Here is a 17,018-nt window from a genome sequence, read left to right as displayed (position 1 = left end):
TACCCAATATTAAGGTAACAAGAATAATACGGCAGCATCCTTTCCGGACTGGGAAGTTGCCATTGAACCAAAAAACAAGAACAAAGTATGAAAACAATAAAATATCTTTCCTTGAGAGTATTTGCGGTTGCCGCTCTTGCTCTCGTCTTCGCCCTACCGACGAAGGCACAGATGACCGATAACGGTTATGCCAATATCGACTGGCAATATAACTTTCCTCTCAGCAACAACTTCGCCGACAAATCAAGCGGCTGGGGTATGAATTTTGAAGGCGGTTACTTCCTGACAGACAATTTTGCATTGGGAGCTTTCTTGAACTACCATAGCAACCATGAGTATTTCGGTCGCCAGACACTTCCCGTAGGCGAAGGCGGCAGTCTGAATACCGACCAGCAGCACACTGCATTCCAGTTGCCTTTCGGTCTGGCCTCCCGCTATGTATGGAACCGTGGAGGTGCATTCCAGCCGTATGCCGGTGTAAAACTGGGTGCTGAATATGCACAGTTGAAGTCAACTTTCAACGTATTCGAAGCCAACAAAGATACATGGGGTTTCTATGTATCTCCTGAAATTGGTTTCAATGTGTATCCTTGGGCTTATGGACCGGGCTTGCATTTCGCAGCCTATTACAGCTACGGCACGAACAAAGGTGACCTCTTTACGTACAGCGTAGACGGTTTGAGCAATTTCGGTCTGCGCGTAGGTATTGCGTTCTGATAAGACACACACTTAAAGCTTAACAGATAGAATTTAATTGTTTCAAAATTGAAGAAGAAAAGAGCCTTTCCTGCGTGAGCAAGGGAGGCTCTTTTTAATTCTACCAGTTATTTTTTTCCTCCCAGCATCGCCTTATATACAGCTTCCTGAATCCTCGTCCTTATATCCAGCCTCATCAACTTGTTATTCCACACATCCGGATAGGTGCGGTTGCTCAAAAAGACATAAACCAAGCCGTTCTCCGGGTCTGTCCAGGCGCAAGTACCCGTGAAACCGGTATGACCGTAGACAGAAGCAGGGGCAGACTCTGCGCAGGGACTCTTCTGGGGATTACGCCGGTCGGGCTTATCAAATCCCAGCCCCCGGCGGCTTATCCTTGAGACGGTGGTAGTAAATACCCTGCAGGTCTCCTTGCTCAAATAGCGCTTACCGTCCAGTTCACCCCCATTCAGCAACATCTGATAGACTTTTGCTACTTCTTCGGCAGTGGAGAACAGCCCGGCATTACCGGAAACGCCACCCTGAAAAGCTGCGGATTCATCATGTACAAATCCTTGCAAGGTAGTCTTACGCAAGAAAGGATCTGTTGATGAAGGTACAATATCTTCCTTCTTCAAGAAGCGCAGAGGAAGATACCCCGTACGCTCCAATCCCATCGGAGTATAGAATTCCTTGGCCAGATATTCGTCCATAGACATGCCGGTGCGCGCCTCGACCAACTGCTGCAACAAGATAAAGCCCACACAACTATAACGGTAACGTTTATCTCTAAGCGGAGTATCCACAATCTTCTGCAAGTACTCCTGCTTGAAAGAACGGTTCAGCCAAAGGCTGTCGGACACTTGCATCGTATATTCCGGTGTCTGCACCTTCGACGTCAGTCCCTGACGGAAGCGGAACTTAGGGTTCGCCCAAGTCTGCCGTCCGATGCGTGCGGAATGCCGGGCATCGGGACGTGCCTTGAACAAAGTGCCGGTGTAGCTCTCTTCATCAATCGCTTCCTGATAGAATAGCAAGGTAGAAGGTAGACCGGATTCATGCATCAGCAGTTCGCGTACCGTAATATTCTTCTTGTCCGTATCCTGTAGGAAAGGCAGATAATCCGACACCCGGTCTGTAAGATTGAGGCGTCCGCCATCGTACAACTTCATCACAGCAAGCAGCGTGGCTGTGGTCTTTGTCAGCGAAGCGATGTCGTATACATCCGTCTTCTTTACGGGAAGCGCCTTGCTTCCGGCCTCGTTCCAGACGTGGGTACCGAAAGCTTTATTATACATCTCCCTACCATCCTTCAGCACCACCACCTGGCAGCCGGGGTAAGCCCCTTCACGAATGCCTTCTTCAGCTATCTTGTCTATTTCAGCCAGCAGACGGGAATTCATACCATGCTCTTCGGGTACAAAGCGGGGGGCGCTTTGAGGAGTCAGCGTCACTCCCGCACCGGCAGCAAACCGACTACCGATACTGGCAGACAAGCGTCCCTCTGAACAAGCGCTGCCATAAACAATCCGGGCAACCTGCCGCTGTACCTCCTCGTTGGAAGAGTGTGCCAAAATCACCGCTTCAGCAGCAGCGTCCCCTTGTTTTATCTGCAATACCTGCTTGCCAGGAATAAAGAACAGATAAACCACCGGTACGTCAGGAGCGAACTTTGCAAAGAAATTCTGATAGGGCGTCAAACGGTGTTCGGTGACACAGACCAGAATACGTTTGTACTTGGCCAGCGCATTTCTCAAACGGTTCCCGTCAGCCTCCGGCAGATTCTTGCCCAAACGGAACTCCACAGGACGGGTATACTGCGACAGTTCCTTGAGGAACGGCTGGATTTCCTGCGCTTCTCCCACATTGAGCACGGCAACTTCACCGATGGAAGGGTCCAGCGGAAGTACCTCGTCCCGGTTATCCAGCACAGTGATGGCCGCCAAGTTCAGCCGGCGCATCAAATCACGCGTTTTCGGAGTATTGATGCGGGTCCCCAAACCTGAAAGCTGCACATGGGGTTTCTTTTCCAACCCAAGGGCATATTTATATTTCAGTACTTTACGGCATTTCGCCTCTATCTCTTTCTCTGTCAGCTCCCCTTTTTTCACAGCGGCAAGCACAGCCTCCACTTCTTCCTTAATACGCCGGGGGACAAGCAGCAAATCATTGCCGGCTTTCAGCGCCTGCAAACAGATGCTTTCATTGCCCGATACCCCTTTCATGGCAAGGGCATCTGTAAAGACAAGCCCCTGAAAGCCGAGGTCATTCACCAACAGACCGGAAACTACCTTACGCGAAAGCGAAGACGGGAGCCCCTTTTGCGGCTCTATGGTAGGCACCTCCAAGTGCCCCACCATCATTCCTCCCAATCCGGCACGAATGGCTTTTCTGAAAGGATAAAGCTCTATACTGTCCAGACGGGCACGGGTAAAAGGCAGCACGGGCAACGCCTTATGAGAATCCACATCCGTATCCCCATGCCCCGGAAAGTGCTTGCTGACAGAAAGCACACCACCATCCTCCAACCCTTTGGAGTAGGCAACAACCTTGTTCGCCACATTGAACGGACTTTCACCGAAGGAACGGGTATTGATAACCGGATTCTTGGGATTGATATTCACATCCGCTACAGGAGCAAAATTCACTTGCACCCCCAGTTCACGGCATTGGCGGGCCACCTCGCGCCCATATTCATAAATCAGTGTATCGTTCTGTATGCAGCCCAGCACCATGTTTCGCGGAAAGTTCGGAGTACCGCGGAGGCGCATAGCCAGCCCCCATTCACCGTCAAAGGTAATCATCAGCGGAACTTCCGCCATCCGCTGCGCCTCATTGGTCAACATCACCTGGTTCTGCATCAATCCGCCGGAGAATAACAGACCGCCTACCTTATAGTCCTCCACCACCTTACGTAGCAGTTCCTTGTTGGCCTTGTCCTGCTGGGGGGCAATCGTATAGATGAACAGTTGTCCGATGCGTTCTTTCAGAGTCAGACGCTGCATGACGGAATCCACCCACTGCCTGCACCGCACGTCACTGTTCAAGAGACGTACAAGCGAAGGGTCGTTCGGCGGCACCGGAGTAAACGGCATCGGGCCAAGCTGCGCTTTCAGAAGCGGACAAAGACAACACAATATAGTGATATAGGCAAGCAGGTATATTCTCTTCATTCCTTATAGATAGATTGTTTTTAGGGGATTTGCGGAATAATACTTTTATAAATCAATTCCTGGATATCTCTTCTTATATTCATGTCACCCAGTTTCGTGTTCCATACATTGGGGCACAAGCGGTTGCTGAGGAATACATACACTGTCTTGTTTTCCGGGTCCACCCAAGCACAAGTACCGGTAAATCCGGTATGTCCATATACCGCTTCCGGAGCGGAAGGAGCACAAGGGCTGCGCTTCACAATGGATACATCCGGCTTGTCGAATCCCAGACCGCGACGGCTGATGGCAGATTTCTCCGTCGTAAACAAACGGCAGGTTGCCTCACTCAAGAAACGCTTGCCATTGAATTCACCGCCGTTCAGCAACATTTGATAAACCTTTGCCACCTCTTCGGCCGTAGAGAAAAGTCCTGCATTACCGGACACCCCACCCATGCAGGCAGCAGTCTCGTCATGCACATATCCGCATATATCCTGGCGACGCAGGAAGTCATTGGATGCCGTGGGCATGATTTCCGCTTTGGTGAACTTCGTCAAAGGCAGAAACATAGTACGTTGCAATCCCATCGGGGCATAGAACTCACGGGCAAGGTACAAATCCATCGGCAGCTCCGTCACCTTCTCCACTACCTGCTGCAACAGCACGAAGCCGAGGTCGCTGTAAACATAACGTTTGCCATCCAACTCGCACTTGGCTATTCGCTGAAGGATAGAATTCTTGAAACTCTTGTTCAGCCACATGCCATCTGCCATGTGCAGAGTATAGGCCGGTGTATTCTTGTCGGACACCATCCCTTTCCGGAACTTAAAATCGGAACAATAATAGCTATGCTCGCTTACCTGCGTACGATGCCACTCGTCCACCCAACTCTGGGAGTACGGACCGTGTACCGAATTCGGGTCTATGATGTCCAGGTAGAAGCGGATATAGGGAGGAAGCCCCGATTCGTGGAACAAAAGTTCGCGGATGGTAATGTTCCGCTTGTTGCCATTGCGCAAGAAGGGCAGATAAGCGGAAACCTTGTCATCCAGTTTTATCTTGCCCTCATCATACAGTTTCATGACGGCAAGCAACGTAGCCGTAGTCTTGGTCAGCGAAGCCAAATCAAAAAGGTCCGAAGAACGGACAGTAGTGGTATCCTTATCAGAGTGGGTTCCGAAGCCTTTGTCATATACCGGCAGTCCGTCTTTCCACACCAGCACGCGGCAACCGGGATAAGCTCCCGCTTCCAGTCCCTTCCGGGCAACGGCATCGATACTTTGCAGCACATACGATTTCATGCCGTAATCTTCCGGAACAGTCTTCCCCGGTTTCATGCCCGGCTCAATCATACAGCCCGTTCCCGCCGGAAACAGTTTACCGATACTCATCGACATTCTGCCACTGGCCGGCTTTTTGGCAAAAAGAACATCAGCCACGTATTGCTGCAAATCCGTCTCTGCCGAATGTGCCAGCACCACAGCGCTAGATTTGGCAAGTGCGGGCATCAGAGGTTGCAATGTACGGTAAGAGGTAAAAAAAGTATAGACCAGCGGAGCACGCAGGTTCAAGCCTTCCAGAAAGGCCACATCACGGTCGCTGACATAAGCCGAACCGGTGATGCTGATAACCACGCGACGGAAAGCAGCCAACTGCCCCTGCACTTCCTGCCAGAGAGCCTCATCGGCATTCCAAGGCAAGTGGAAATGGCTGATGCCTGCATTCTTTTTCATAGCTTCCACAAAGGGAGCATCCGCCTCCTTCTCTCCGATGCTGAGCACGGCAATATCACCTTCCACCGGTGCCAGCGGGAGGACATCGAAATAATTGTTCAATACAGTCACTGCCGAACGGCGCAACTTGGCAGCCAACGCCTGCGCTTCCTCCGTATTGATGCGATAGCTCATTCCGCTGACCCGAAGTTGCGGCTGGCGGTTTCTCAAACCAAGCATATACTTGTACATCAATACCTTGCGGCACTTGGCATCAAGTTCGTCCTTACTCAGTTGTCCCGACTCCACTGCATCTACCAGCTCCTGCACCGCATTCTTCGTATTGAACTGTACCAGCACCATATCATTTCCCGCCAGCAGCGCTTTGGTAGTTACCTGCGGAATGGCAGACACACCCTTCATGTCCAAGGCATCGGTAAACACCAGCCCTTTAAAGCCGAGTTCATCCTTCAACAACCCGGTCACCACATTCCGCGACAAGGAAGAAGGAGTCACCCCGTCCGGGTCCAGCGCCTGCACTTGCAGATGGCCTACCATGACACCCCCCAATCCGGCACGTACCATTTCCTTGAAGGGATAAAGTTCCACACTGTCCAGGCGTGCACGGTCGTAGTGCAAGGCAGGAAGCGCCTTATGAGAATCCACATCCGTATCGCCATGCCCGGGGAAATGCTTGCAAACGGAAAGTATGCCCCCGCTTTCGAGCCCACGGCTGTATGCCACCACCTTTTCCGCCACCCGCTGCGGGTTCTCGCCAAAGGAGCGTACGTGTATCACCGGGTTCAGCGGATTCGTATTGACATCCGCATCGGGTGCAAAATTGACGTGTACCCCCAATTCGCGGAACTGGCGGGCCACCTCACGTCCATATTCTTCAATCAGGCCATTGTCCTCGATACATCCCAAGGCGGCATTACGGGGATAGTCCGGAGCGCCTTTCAGCCTCATTGACAGTCCCCACTCTCCATCGAAAGTAACCATAACGGGAATCTTGGCATCCTTCCGGGCCATATTGGTCAAGATAGCCTGCTCTTCCGGAGTACCTTCGGAAAACAGCAAGCCACCGACCTTGTATTTCTTTACCAGCTCGCGCATCTGCTTTTTCGTGGCCTTGTCTGCTCTGGCCGGAATGGTGGCAACGATGAGCTGCCCCACTTTTTCGTGTACATTCAGGCCTGACAACACGGAGTCCACCCATTGCCGGCACCGGTTGTCTGCAGCCGAAGGAAGAAACGGGCCTCCCGTCTGGGCGTGAAGTGAAGATAATCCCAATATAAACAATCCTGCAACCCATAAAAGGAGGGTGAGTCTTTTCATCATGCTATTTTTCAGTTAAAGTAAGTACCATTTCTCCTACGTAGATGCCACTCTTTCCGGTGTGCAGCACGGGAACGCTCTTGCCGTCCGCATTCAGATAAACGGCAGGCTTTTCCATAAAAGTATGCGAATGTCCTCCCAAAATGACATCAATGCCACGCGTCTTGCCTACCAGGTTCTCGTCGGAAGCGCCTTCGGGATTTGCACTGCGGATACCCAAATGAGACATGCAAATCACAACCTCGCAATTCTCCTTCTCCCTGAGAAGGTCTGTCATTTCTTGGGCCACCTTTATCGGATCGTTGTAGACAATGCCTATGCATTTATCCGCCTGCACCAGCCCTTCCATCTTGGGGGCCAGGCCGAAGATTCCGATTTTCACCCCTTCGCGCACCAAGGTGATATAAGGCTTCACCAGTCCTTCGAGTACCGTACCCGTCACGTCATAATTGGAACAGACCACGGGAAAATCCGCCATACGGAACAATTCCGCCATATTCTCAAGTCCGAAATCAAATTCATGATTACCTATCGTCATGGCATCATAGCCCATGAGGTTCATCATCTTGACCTCCAGCTCGCCTTTGAAAAAGTTATAATAAGGGGTACCTTGCGAGATGTCTCCGCAATCCAGCAGCAACATATCCGGATGCTTGCCGCGAAACTGCTTTACAAAACCGGCACGGCGCACCACACCGCCCATCCCGGCATACTCGTCGGCAGCCTCGGCGCTGATGGGTTCTATACGGCTGTGCGTATCGCTGGTGTGCAGGATAAACAGTTGTTTTCCGGATTGGCCGGACGATACAGAATCGGTGGACACCAGGCAAAGGGGTTCTTCAGTAATGACACGCTCCTCTTGTTGTGCCGATGCGGGGAGCATGAAAAGCAGCAGGGCTGCCAAGGAATATATATGTTTCATAGAACTTCTGTTTTTTTAATGCTTACTCTTTAACGACCACTCTTCCCTCCATGCGCGAAGTCACCTTCTTGCCGGCTGCCGTCTGCTTTTCCACATACTTCATGAACAGACCGCGCAGTGTAGCCCCATCCGGGCACTCCCTTTTATCCGCCTGCAGGAAAGCCGTCATTCCATCGTTTCCATCAGCCAGATAATCAATCGTGGCAACCGTATAGTCACGGTCATCCTCCACCGGCTTGCCGGCAATGGAAGCCTGGAGCAGCTTGCCATCCTTGCTGATTTCCAACTGTATACCACTCACCCCTTCACCAAGTCTCACCGCAATGTTTTCAAACAAGTGCTTCATGGCAGAGCCTTTCATCGTCAGCACACAGAGCGAATTCTCAAAAGGCAATATCTCATAGATGTTTTCGGTAGTGATGTCTCCTTCCGTCAGGGAGTTCCGGATTCCACCGATATTGATTAGCCCCATATCGGCCGGTTTGCCCAGCACTTCCACCGCAGCCTCACGCAGTACATCTGCAATCAGATTGGATAAAAGGCTTTCGGGCCGGAATCTGTCCATCGACATTTCTGCGGTTCCCACCACATGATACATAACGCTGTCCATCCGGGCCTTGTAAGGCGCCAGCAGAGCCACAGCTTCGGCATCCGGCTCGGCGTCCCAGACAGAGTTCATGGGAATTCTGCCTCCCTCTACCTTGGTCACTTCGTAGGAAGAATGGCAGGAAACCAATAGAAGCGCAACCGCCAACACTGCCCCCGCAAGGAGACTGAAAGTTTGTTTCTTCATATTCATTTAGTTTTAAATTGCTACAAATATACTTTTCTTTTGCGACTGAGCCACACAATTAACCGATTATTTAGACTTGCGTTTAGCAGAATGAAACGCTCAAAAATCATCCCAACTGGCGAAAAAAAGCTTGAAGCACTTGTGTATCTGGCAAATAATTCGTTCCTTTGCACCGCTTTCGCGCAATCGCTGTCAGGACACCAAGAGAGAAGCCTGGTATGTTGCGTTGTAACGATGAAACAATTTAATAATAAAAACAATGGATTTAATTAAAATTGCAGAAGAAGCATTTGCTACCGGAAAACAGCACCCGAGCTTCAAGGCAGGTGACACTGTAACAGTAGCATATCGTATTGTCGAGGGTAACAAGGAACGTGTACAGCTGTACCGTGGTGTTGTTATCAAGATTGCCGGACATGGAGACAAGAAACGTTTTACAGTACGTAAGATGTCAGGAACCATAGGCGTAGAACGTATTTTCCCGATTGAATCACCGGCTATCGACAGTATCGAAGTGAACAAAGTGGGTAAAGTTCGTCGCGCTAAACTGTACTACCTGCGCGCTCTTACCGGTAAGAAAGCAAGAATCAAAGAAAAAAGAGTTAACGGTTAATTCCAGACTCCTATTTCGAAATAAAAAAGGGAAACTGACAATGTCGGTTTCCCTTTTTTAGTGATATACACAGTAGGCATACACACCATGCAATACTCTACTGCTACTCCCTCATTCAAAACATTGTAAGCCTGCGCTCCTTTCCTTTCACATAAGCCTTCCTTCTTGCTGATATGTTAGTTTATCAGCGCCCAACGGCCGTGAGGCGCTCTGCTAACGACCGTCAACAAGGTGCTTTATGGCCGTTAGGCGAACGCCTCACGGCCGTTAAACAGCTCTCATATGCATAGCTTGCCTATACTGAATACCTATCTTATCCATACCAAAAGCCTGACTTCCACCTATTATCGCACGGGCTTTTACGAAGTTAATACCGTGTTTGCAGGAAACCAATAGCTTGTTTACACGATATTGGCAAATTGCTCCATATCCTATTAATTTATTGTACTACAAGATATTAATAGATTATTTGGCGTAAATTTAAGGTGGAAGCAAAAGTTGCTTCCACCTTTTCAAGTTGCTTCCACAGCATCCGCAACCCCGATGAATAAAGGGATACAGAGAATGGGTGGAAGTGTGGAAGCAACTTGTGACATAACTTTATTGCTGAGGAATATGTGCCACCAAAGAAAAAAAGGTGTGTCGAAACTCTCATAAACTAAAAATCACCCTCGCCACAGATAGGTGTAGCGAGGGTGACTTCGATAGAAGGGGAGTTTTGACATATCCCCTCCTTTATCAGTTTCCCTAATATTGATTACTTGATATCTCTCAGCTCCCAGCCCAACGCACTGGCACCCAGCACTGCAGCATCAGAGTCCTTCAACTCGGAAGCCAGCAACTTGGTCTTACCTTTGTAGATATTCAATACATTGTCGTCGATGGCTTTCTGGATAGGCTTGAAGATATAGTCGCCCGCCTTTGCCAGACCGCCGAACAGTACGATAGCTTCCGGGCTGGAGAAAGCGATGAAATCGGCCAAAGCCTCACCCAAGATAGTTCCGGTAAACTCAAAGATGTCTTGAGCAATCTTGTCACCCTTCACCGCTGCATCATACACATCCTTGGAAGTAATGTTTTCTGCCGGAATGTCGCGCAACAAACTCGGTTCGGTACTCTTGGTCAAGAACTCACGTGCAGAACGCGCCACACCCGTAGCCGAACAATAAGTTTCCAGACAGCCGTGACGTCCGCATCCGCAGAGACGTCCGTTTTCACGACGGATAATAGTATGTCCCAACTCTCCGGCAAAACCGTCATGGCCATATACCATCTGACCGTTAATAACGATACCGCTACCTACACCGGTGCCAAGAGTTATCATGATAAAGTCTTTCATACCACGAGCCGCACCGTAAGTCATTTCACCGATACCGGCAGCATTGGCGTCGTTTGTCAAAGCGGTAGGGATACCCAAGCGCTCTTCAAACATGGCAGCCAAAGGAATTACACCCTTCCAGGGAAGGTTCGGGGCAAACTCAATAGTACCGCTGTAATAGTTTCCGTTAGGAGCACCGATACCGATACCTTTTATCTTGTCTACGCCACCGTTGGCAATAATGAGCGGCAACAGATTCTTGCAAACTTCGTCTACGTAATCATTGACGTCCTCATAAGCTCCGGTTTTGATGGAACTGCTTGCAATAATAGTTCCGCGTGCGTCTACAATACCAAAGACGGTGTTTGTTCCGCCTATGTCAATGCCCACTACATAGGGCTTTTCCATGTTTGAATTCATGATATTACTTTTGTTTAAAGGGTTAGTTAATCACATTCATGGTTACAAAAATCACAAAGAAAAACGACACTGCAAAATCTTTTTTTAAAAAAGTTTGCAACTTTTGCAACTTTTCGTAGCATTGCTGCGTCTAATAGTGAAAATTAATAAGAGTAAAGCAATAAACAGGGAAAACAGTGATACAACTAAAAGACATTAACAAGACCTACAACAACGGAGCACCGCTGCATGTGCTCAAAGGTATCAACCTCGACATTCAGAAAGGCGAATTTGTTTCCATCATGGGCTCATCGGGTTCGGGAAAGTCCACTTTACTCAATATACTGGGTATTCTGGATAGTTACGACACGGGGGAATATTATCTGAACGGTACCCTCATCAAGAACCTCAGCGAAACGAAGGCAGCCGAGTACCGCAACCGTATGATTGGTTTCATCTTCCAGTCCTTCAATCTCATTTCCTTCAAGAATGCAGTGGAGAATGTGGCGCTTCCTCTCTTTTATCAAGGAGTGAGCCGCCGCAAACGTAATGCGCTGGCACTGGAATATCTGGACCGCCTGGGGCTGAAAGAGTGGGCACACCACATGCCAAATGAGATGTCCGGTGGACAGAAACAACGTGTAGCCATCGCCCGTGCCCTCATTACCCAACCGCAGATTATCCTTGCCGATGAACCTACCGGCGCGCTCGACAGCAAGACTTCCGTAGAGGTGATGCAGATTCTAAAGGAACTGCACGATACGGGTATGACCATCGTAGTCGTGACCCACGAAAGCGGTGTTGCCAACCAGACGGACAAGATTATCCATATCAAAGACGGTATCATAGGTAGCATCGAGACGAATCTGAACCACGATGCAAGCCCGTTCGGAAAAAACGGATTCATGAAATAATAAAGGAAGAGCCCCCTCCCCCTTTAATTTTTAATTCTTAATTTTTAATTATCAATGATAGACCTTTGGCAAGAAATATACGGAACCATCAAACGCAACAAACTGCGTACATTCCTGACGGGCTTTGCCGTGGCATGGGGAATCTTCATGCTCATCGTGCTGCTCGGAGCCGGAAACGGTATCATACATGCCTTCGAGCAAAATGCGTCGGAGCGTGCCTTGAACTCTATCCGCATCTTCCCCGGCTGGACCACCAAGTCATACGACGGTCTGAAAGAAGGACGCCGCGTCCAACTGGACAACCGGGACATGGATGACACGGAGAAGCAATTCACTGAAAATGTCATCAGTGCCGGTGCCACCGTGCGTCAAAGTAATGTAAACGTCAGCTTCGGACAAGAATATATCAATATCTCTCTGCTGGGCGTATATCCCAACTACACCGAAGTGGAAACCGTGAAAACAGCGGACGGACGTTTCATCAACTACAACGACCTGAAAGACCGACGTAAAGTCATCATCCTCCATAAGAAATCTGCAGATATCCTTTTCGGAAAAACGCATACTGAACCCATCGGACAATTTGTCAATGCCAGTGGAGTGGCCTATCAAGTAGTAGGCCTCTACAATGACCAGGGAGACCGCGAGGCAAACGAAGCGTATATCCCCTTCTCCACCTTGCAAACCATCTATAATAAAGGAGACAAGCTGAATAACATCATCTTTACAACCAAGAACCTGCACAGCATAGAAAGTAACGAAGCCTTTGAAAAAGAATACCGCAAGGCTATTGCCACCAATCACCGCTTTGACCCCACGGATGAGAGCGCCATATGGATATGGAATCGTTTCACCAACTATCTGCAGACACAGAATGCAATGGGTATCCTCCGGACTGCAATCTGGGTTATCGGTATCTTCACACTGTTGAGTGGGATTGTCGGCGTGTCGAACATAATGCTGATTACCGTGAAAGAACGTACCCGGGAATTTGGTATCCGTAAGGCATTGGGAGCAAAACCTTTCTCCATCCTTTGGCTGATTATTGTGGAAAGCGTGACTATCACTACGCTATTCGGTTATATCGGTATGGTGGCAGGCATCGGGGTGACGGAATGGATGAACTCTGCTTTCGGTAGCCAGACGATGGATGCCGGCATGTTCCAGCAGACCATGTTCTCCGATCCCACCGTAGACCTCAGTATTGCTATCCAAGCTACCTTGACCCTTATCATAGCGGGTACGTTGGCTGGGTTCTTCCCGGCTAAGAAAGCGGTAAGTATCAGTCCTATTGAAGCACTTAGAGCAGATTAAAGATTATGAGAATAGACATAGATACGTGTGAGGAAATCCTCATCACAATAACAAGGAACAAAACGAGAAGCCTGCTTACGGCGTTCGGCGTATTCTGGGGTATCTTTATGCTGGTGGCGCTTATCGGTGGCGGCCAGGGCATGCAGGAAGAACTAAAATCCCAGTTCGAAGGATTTGCAACCAACTCGGGCTTTATCGCTGCACAAAAGACAAGCGAGGCTTATAAAGGTTTTCGCAAAGGACGATGGTGGGATTTGGAGATGGAAGATGTGGACCGTGTACGCAATGTGGACGGTGTGGCGCTTGCCACGCCTTCCATTGCCTTATGGGGACAAGTGGCTGTCTACGGAGACAACAAGTACGACTGTAGTGTGAAAGGCTTGTATCCCGAATATGAACAGATAGAACATCAAGAGATGACCTATGGACGTTTCATCAATGATGTCGACATTAAAGAGTCGCGTAAAGTGTGTGTAATCGGCAAACGTGTTTATGAAAGCCTCTTCAAACCCGGTGAAGACCCCTGCGGCAAATATGTCCGGGTAAATGGTATCTATTACCGGGTTATCGGAATGTGTTCATCCGAAGGCAATGTCAATATACAAGGGCAGGCCTCTGAAGCCATTACATTGCCTTTTTCCACCATGCAACAGACCTACAACCTCGGAAAGAAACTGCATGTAGTATGTTTCATCATGAAACCGGGAGTAAAAGTGAAAGACGTGCAGCCCGAAGTGGAACGTCTTGTAAAAGCGGCGCACTACATTGCTCCCGATGACAAACAAGCCGTCATGCTTCTGAATGCGGAAGCTATGTTCTCCATGATGGACAACCTGATGATTGGAGTGCGCTTTCTAATCTGGATGGTAGGTTTGGGGACGCTGTTTGCCGGAGCTATCGGCGTATCGAATATCATGATGGTAACCGTCAAGGAGCGCACAACGGAAATAGGCATACGCCGTGCCATAGGTGCCCGTCCTAAAGACATTCTGCAACAAATTCTTTCGGAAAGCATGGTGCTGACCACTATAGCGGGTATGGCAGGTATTTCTTTTGCCGTATTTGTACTGCAAATACTTGAAAAGGCCGCCAATGACCCTGGAGTTATCAAAACCCACTACCAGGTTTCATTCGGACTGGCTATCGGAACCTGTATCCTCCTCATCGCATTAGGAGTGCTTGCCGGACTGGCACCTGCCTATCGCGCCATGGCAATCAAGCCAATTGAAGCCATCAGGGATGAATAAACTTATAGAGAGACCACTAACCGTAAGCCATGAAATAATGGCTATATCAATCGTAAATAATTAAATCGTAAATATAAGATGAAAACAAAGAAGTTTCTGAAAATCGCATTATTGGTAGTAATTGCTGCCTTATTCATTTGGACATTCGTTTTTCTGTACCAGAAGTCCCAACCTAAAGTAACAGTATACGAAACGATAGTTCCGGAAGTGACAGACCTTGAAAAGACTACCGTAGCCACCGGCAAAGTGGAACCGAGAGATGAAGTCCTTATCAAGCCGCAGATTTCCGGTATTATTGCCGAAGTATACAAGGAAGCAGGACAAAGTGTGAAGCAAGGGGAAGTGCTTGCCAAAGTAAAAGTGATACCCGAACTGGGACAATTGAACTCTGCCGAAAGCCGCGTACGATTGGCGGAAATCAACGCTGCCCAAGCCGAAACGGATTTCGCCCGTACCCAGAAACTGTACAACGACAAGCTTATCAGCGCTGAAGAGTACGAAAAAGGGGAAGTAAGCGTGAAGCAGGCACGCGAGGAACTGCAGACAGCAAAAGATAACCTGGAAATTGTAAAGGAAGGCATCACCAAGAACAGCGCCTCTTTCAGTAGTACCCTGATCCGTTCCACCATTACCGGTCTGATTCTGGATGTACCCATCAAAGTCGGTAACTCGGTTATCATGAGTAACACTTTCAATGACGGAACCACCATCGCTACCGTTGCCAACATGAACGATTTGATTTTCCGCGGCAACATTGACGAAACGGAAGTGGGCCGTGTGCACGAAGGCATGCCGGTGAAACTGACAATCGGCGCCCTGCAGAATCTTTCGTTCGATGCCACACTGGAATACATATCTCCGAAGGGTGTGGAAGAAAACGGTGCCAACCAGTTTGAAATCAAAGCTGCCATTGCCGCACCGGACAGCGTACAGATACGTTCCGGCTATTCTGCCAACGCAGAAATCGTATTGGACCGTGCCCAGAAAACGCTTGCCGTACCGGAAAGTACCATTGAATTCAATGGTGACAGCACCTTTGTATACGTAATGACGGACAGCGTACCGGTACAGAAGTTCGAACGCCGCCCCATCCAGGTCGGCATGAGTGACGGCATAAAGATTGCCATCAAAAGCGGTATCAGTGCCCAGGATAAGATTCGCGGTACAGAGAAAAAGGATTAACAAACGGAATAGCTTAAAAAGATATACGATATGAATAAAAAGATATTCTTATACCTCGCAATATTCGGCAGTATCTCAGTGCAGGCGCAGGAACGATGGTCTTTACGCCAATGCATAGACTATGCCATCGAGCATAACATCAGTATCCGCCAGACAGCCAACGCTGCCGAACAGAGTGCTGTCGAAGTAAATACAGCCAAATGGGCACGACTGCCGAACCTGAATGCCAGTGCCGGCCAGAGCTGGAACTGGGGACGTACGCAAACAGCCATCAAAAATGAGGATACGGGAGACTATTCCACTGTATACGTCAACACCAGCAGCCACGGCACTAATATGTCTGTCAATACCAGCATACCTATCTTTACCGGTCTGGAAATTCCCCACCAGTATGCATTGGCCAAACTAAACCTCAAAGCTGCCATTGCCGACCTGGACAAAGCCAAGGAAGACATTGCCATCAATATAGCTTCGGCCTACCTTCAGGTGCTGTTCAATGAAGAGCTCCACCAGGTGGCGTTGGGACAAGTGCAATTGAGCAAAGAGCAATATGTCCGCATCAGCCGGCTTGCCGACTTGGGAAAAGCCTCTCCGGCAGAACTGGCAGAAGCCAAAGCACGTGTGGCACAAGACGAGATGAATGTAGTGCAGACAAACAACAACTATAAGTTAGCCCTGCTCGACCTTAGCCAGCTTATCGAACTGGAAACACCGGAAGGGTTCAATCTGGAATCTCCGGCAGTCAATCTGGATTTAGTCCCTCTCACTCCTCCGGATGAGATATTCCAAACAGCCATGGTGAGTAAGGCTTCCATACAAGCTGCACAGTTCCGCTTGGAAGGCAGTAAACACAATATCCGTATTGCCCAGAGCAACTACTACCCGCAACTGAGCCTGAACGGTAGTCTCGGTACGAATTACTATTCTACCATCGACCGTACTTTCAGCCAGCAGATGAACGATAACTTCAACAAATATGTAGGATTCAACCTCAGCGTACCTATTTTCAACCGTCTCTCTACCCGTAACCGGGTACGCACGGCACGCCTGCAACGTGAAAACTATGCCTTGCAATTGGATAATGCCAAGAAGACACTTTATAAAGAAATCCAACAAGCATGGTACAACGCCGCTGCTGCCGAAAGCAAATATACCAGTAGCCATACAGCCACCGTTGCCAGCGAAGAGTCTTTCAAGCTGATGAGCGAAAAGTATGAGAACGGAAAAGCAAATGCCGTAGAATACAATGAAGCAAAACAGAACCTTATGAAATCCCAATCAGACGAATTGCAAGCCAAGTATGACTATCTGTTCCGTACCAAGATTCTGGATTTCTATAAGGGAGAACCGATTGAATAAAAAAAGAAGTATAATTTTAGTTGTTGTGTTTGATTCTCCCCTCTCCCTGCCTCCAG

12 protein-coding genes are annotated in these 17,018 nt (G+C 49.0%); 7 read left to right on the top strand and 5 right to left on the bottom strand.

Annotated features, from left to right (window positions below):
- Positions 1–87 precede the first annotated feature (87 nt).
- Positions 88–717 carry an outer membrane beta-barrel protein gene (locus DW096_RS11035; RefSeq protein WP_005834794.1) on the top strand — a complete coding sequence of 210 codons (630 nt, stop codon included), beginning with the start codon at positions 88–90 and terminating at the stop codon, positions 715–717.
- 107 nt (positions 718–824) lie between these two features.
- On the opposite strand, the gene DW096_RS11030 is transcribed toward DW096_RS11035, so the two are convergent.
- Genes DW096_RS11030 through DW096_RS11015 form a run of 4 tightly spaced genes read right to left on the bottom strand, consistent with a single transcriptional unit; the run spans position 825 to position 8,616 of the window.
- Entirely contained in the window at positions 825–3,869 is a 3,045-nt protein-coding gene (locus tag DW096_RS11030; protein WP_016273977.1) for a glycoside hydrolase family 3 N-terminal domain-containing protein, read from the bottom strand.
- Between the two features lie 20 nt (positions 3,870–3,889).
- Positions 3,890–6,904: a glycoside hydrolase family 3 N-terminal domain-containing protein gene (locus tag DW096_RS11025; RefSeq protein ID WP_016273978.1), complete on the bottom strand. Its 3,015-nt coding sequence runs from the start codon at positions 6,902–6,904 to the stop codon at positions 3,890–3,892.
- A gap of 1 nt (position 6,905) precedes the next feature.
- Complete coding sequence (locus tag DW096_RS11020; protein WP_016273979.1) at positions 6,906–7,823, bottom strand: bifunctional UDP-sugar hydrolase/5'-nucleotidase; 918 nt, start codon at positions 7,821–7,823, stop codon at positions 6,906–6,908.
- Between the two features lie 22 nt (positions 7,824–7,845).
- Positions 7,846–8,616, bottom strand: coding sequence for a 5'-nucleotidase C-terminal domain-containing protein (locus tag DW096_RS11015; RefSeq protein WP_016273980.1), 771 nt, complete (start codon positions 8,614–8,616; stop codon positions 7,846–7,848).
- 259 nt (positions 8,617–8,875) lie between these two features.
- Here DW096_RS11015 and rplS point away from each other — a divergent pair, with 259 nt between their 5' ends.
- Entirely contained in the window at positions 8,876–9,229 is a 354-nt protein-coding gene (rplS, locus tag DW096_RS11010; protein ID WP_004292313.1) for a 50S ribosomal protein L19, read from the top strand.
- A 757-nt stretch (positions 9,230–9,986) separates the two neighbouring features.
- Here rplS and DW096_RS11005 read toward each other — a convergent pair.
- The gene (locus tag DW096_RS11005; RefSeq protein ID WP_005825067.1) at positions 9,987–10,967 is read right to left on the bottom strand and encodes an ROK family protein; all 981 of its coding nucleotides are present in this window, start codon (positions 10,965–10,967) and stop codon (positions 9,987–9,989) included.
- Positions 10,968–11,143: 176 nt separating this feature from the next.
- On the opposite strand from DW096_RS11005, the gene DW096_RS11000 reads away from it, so the two are divergent.
- The 5 genes from DW096_RS11000 (at position 11,144) to DW096_RS10980 (ending at position 16,962) form a co-directional block, all read left to right on the top strand.
- Positions 11,144–11,860 (top strand): ABC transporter ATP-binding protein, encoded by a 717-nt coding sequence (locus DW096_RS11000; protein ID WP_016274084.1) that lies wholly within the window; start codon positions 11,144–11,146, stop codon positions 11,858–11,860.
- A gap of 54 nt (positions 11,861–11,914) precedes the next feature.
- Entirely contained in the window at positions 11,915–13,174 is a 1,260-nt protein-coding gene (locus DW096_RS10995) for an ABC transporter permease (protein WP_005825072.1), read from the top strand.
- Positions 13,175–13,179: 5 nt separating this feature from the next.
- Positions 13,180–14,421: an ABC transporter permease gene (locus tag DW096_RS10990; protein WP_005825074.1), complete on the top strand. Its 1,242-nt coding sequence runs from the start codon at positions 13,180–13,182 to the stop codon at positions 14,419–14,421.
- Between the two features lie 78 nt (positions 14,422–14,499).
- Positions 14,500–15,603: an efflux RND transporter periplasmic adaptor subunit gene (locus DW096_RS10985; protein ID WP_061411773.1), complete on the top strand. Its 1,104-nt coding sequence runs from the start codon at positions 14,500–14,502 to the stop codon at positions 15,601–15,603.
- A gap of 30 nt (positions 15,604–15,633) precedes the next feature.
- Positions 15,634–16,962, top strand: a complete 1,329-nt coding sequence (locus tag DW096_RS10980; RefSeq protein ID WP_005825078.1) for a TolC family protein — start codon at positions 15,634–15,636, stop codon at positions 16,960–16,962.
- The last annotated feature ends 56 nt before the right edge of the window (positions 16,963–17,018 follow it).

The organism is Bacteroides sp. AM07-18, from assembly GCF_003602695.1.
Taxonomy (GTDB): Bacteria; Bacteroidota; Bacteroidia; order Bacteroidales; family Bacteroidaceae; genus Bacteroides; species Bacteroides uniformis.
The sequence above is the reverse complement of the archived record's forward strand: the minus strand, read 5'-3'. Positions and strand labels throughout refer to the sequence as shown.

Coding starts and splice junctions, on each gene's coding strand:
- DW096_RS11035 (WP_005834794.1), top strand. CDS start 88: ATGAAAACAATAAAATATCTTTCCTTGAGAGTATTTGCGGTTGCCGCT.
- DW096_RS11030 (WP_016273977.1), bottom strand. CDS start 3,869: ATGAAGAGAATATACCTGCTTGCCTATATCACTATATTGTGTTGTCTT.
- DW096_RS11025 (WP_016273978.1), bottom strand. CDS start 6,904: ATGATGAAAAGACTCACCCTCCTTTTATGGGTTGCAGGATTGTTTATA.
- DW096_RS11020 (WP_016273979.1), bottom strand. CDS start 7,823: ATGAAACATATATATTCCTTGGCAGCCCTGCTGCTTTTCATGCTCCCC.
- DW096_RS11015 (WP_016273980.1), bottom strand. CDS start 8,616: ATGAAGAAACAAACTTTCAGTCTCCTTGCGGGGGCAGTGTTGGCGGTT.
- rplS (WP_004292313.1), top strand. CDS start 8,876: ATGGATTTAATTAAAATTGCAGAAGAAGCATTTGCTACCGGAAAACAG.
- DW096_RS11005 (WP_005825067.1), bottom strand. CDS start 10,967: ATGAATTCAAACATGGAAAAGCCCTATGTAGTGGGCATTGACATAGGC.
- DW096_RS10995 (WP_005825072.1), top strand. CDS start 11,915: ATGATAGACCTTTGGCAAGAAATATACGGAACCATCAAACGCAACAAA.
- DW096_RS10990 (WP_005825074.1), top strand. CDS start 13,180: ATGAGAATAGACATAGATACGTGTGAGGAAATCCTCATCACAATAACA.
- DW096_RS10985 (WP_061411773.1), top strand. CDS start 14,500: ATGAAAACAAAGAAGTTTCTGAAAATCGCATTATTGGTAGTAATTGCT.
- DW096_RS10980 (WP_005825078.1), top strand. CDS start 15,634: ATGAATAAAAAGATATTCTTATACCTCGCAATATTCGGCAGTATCTCA.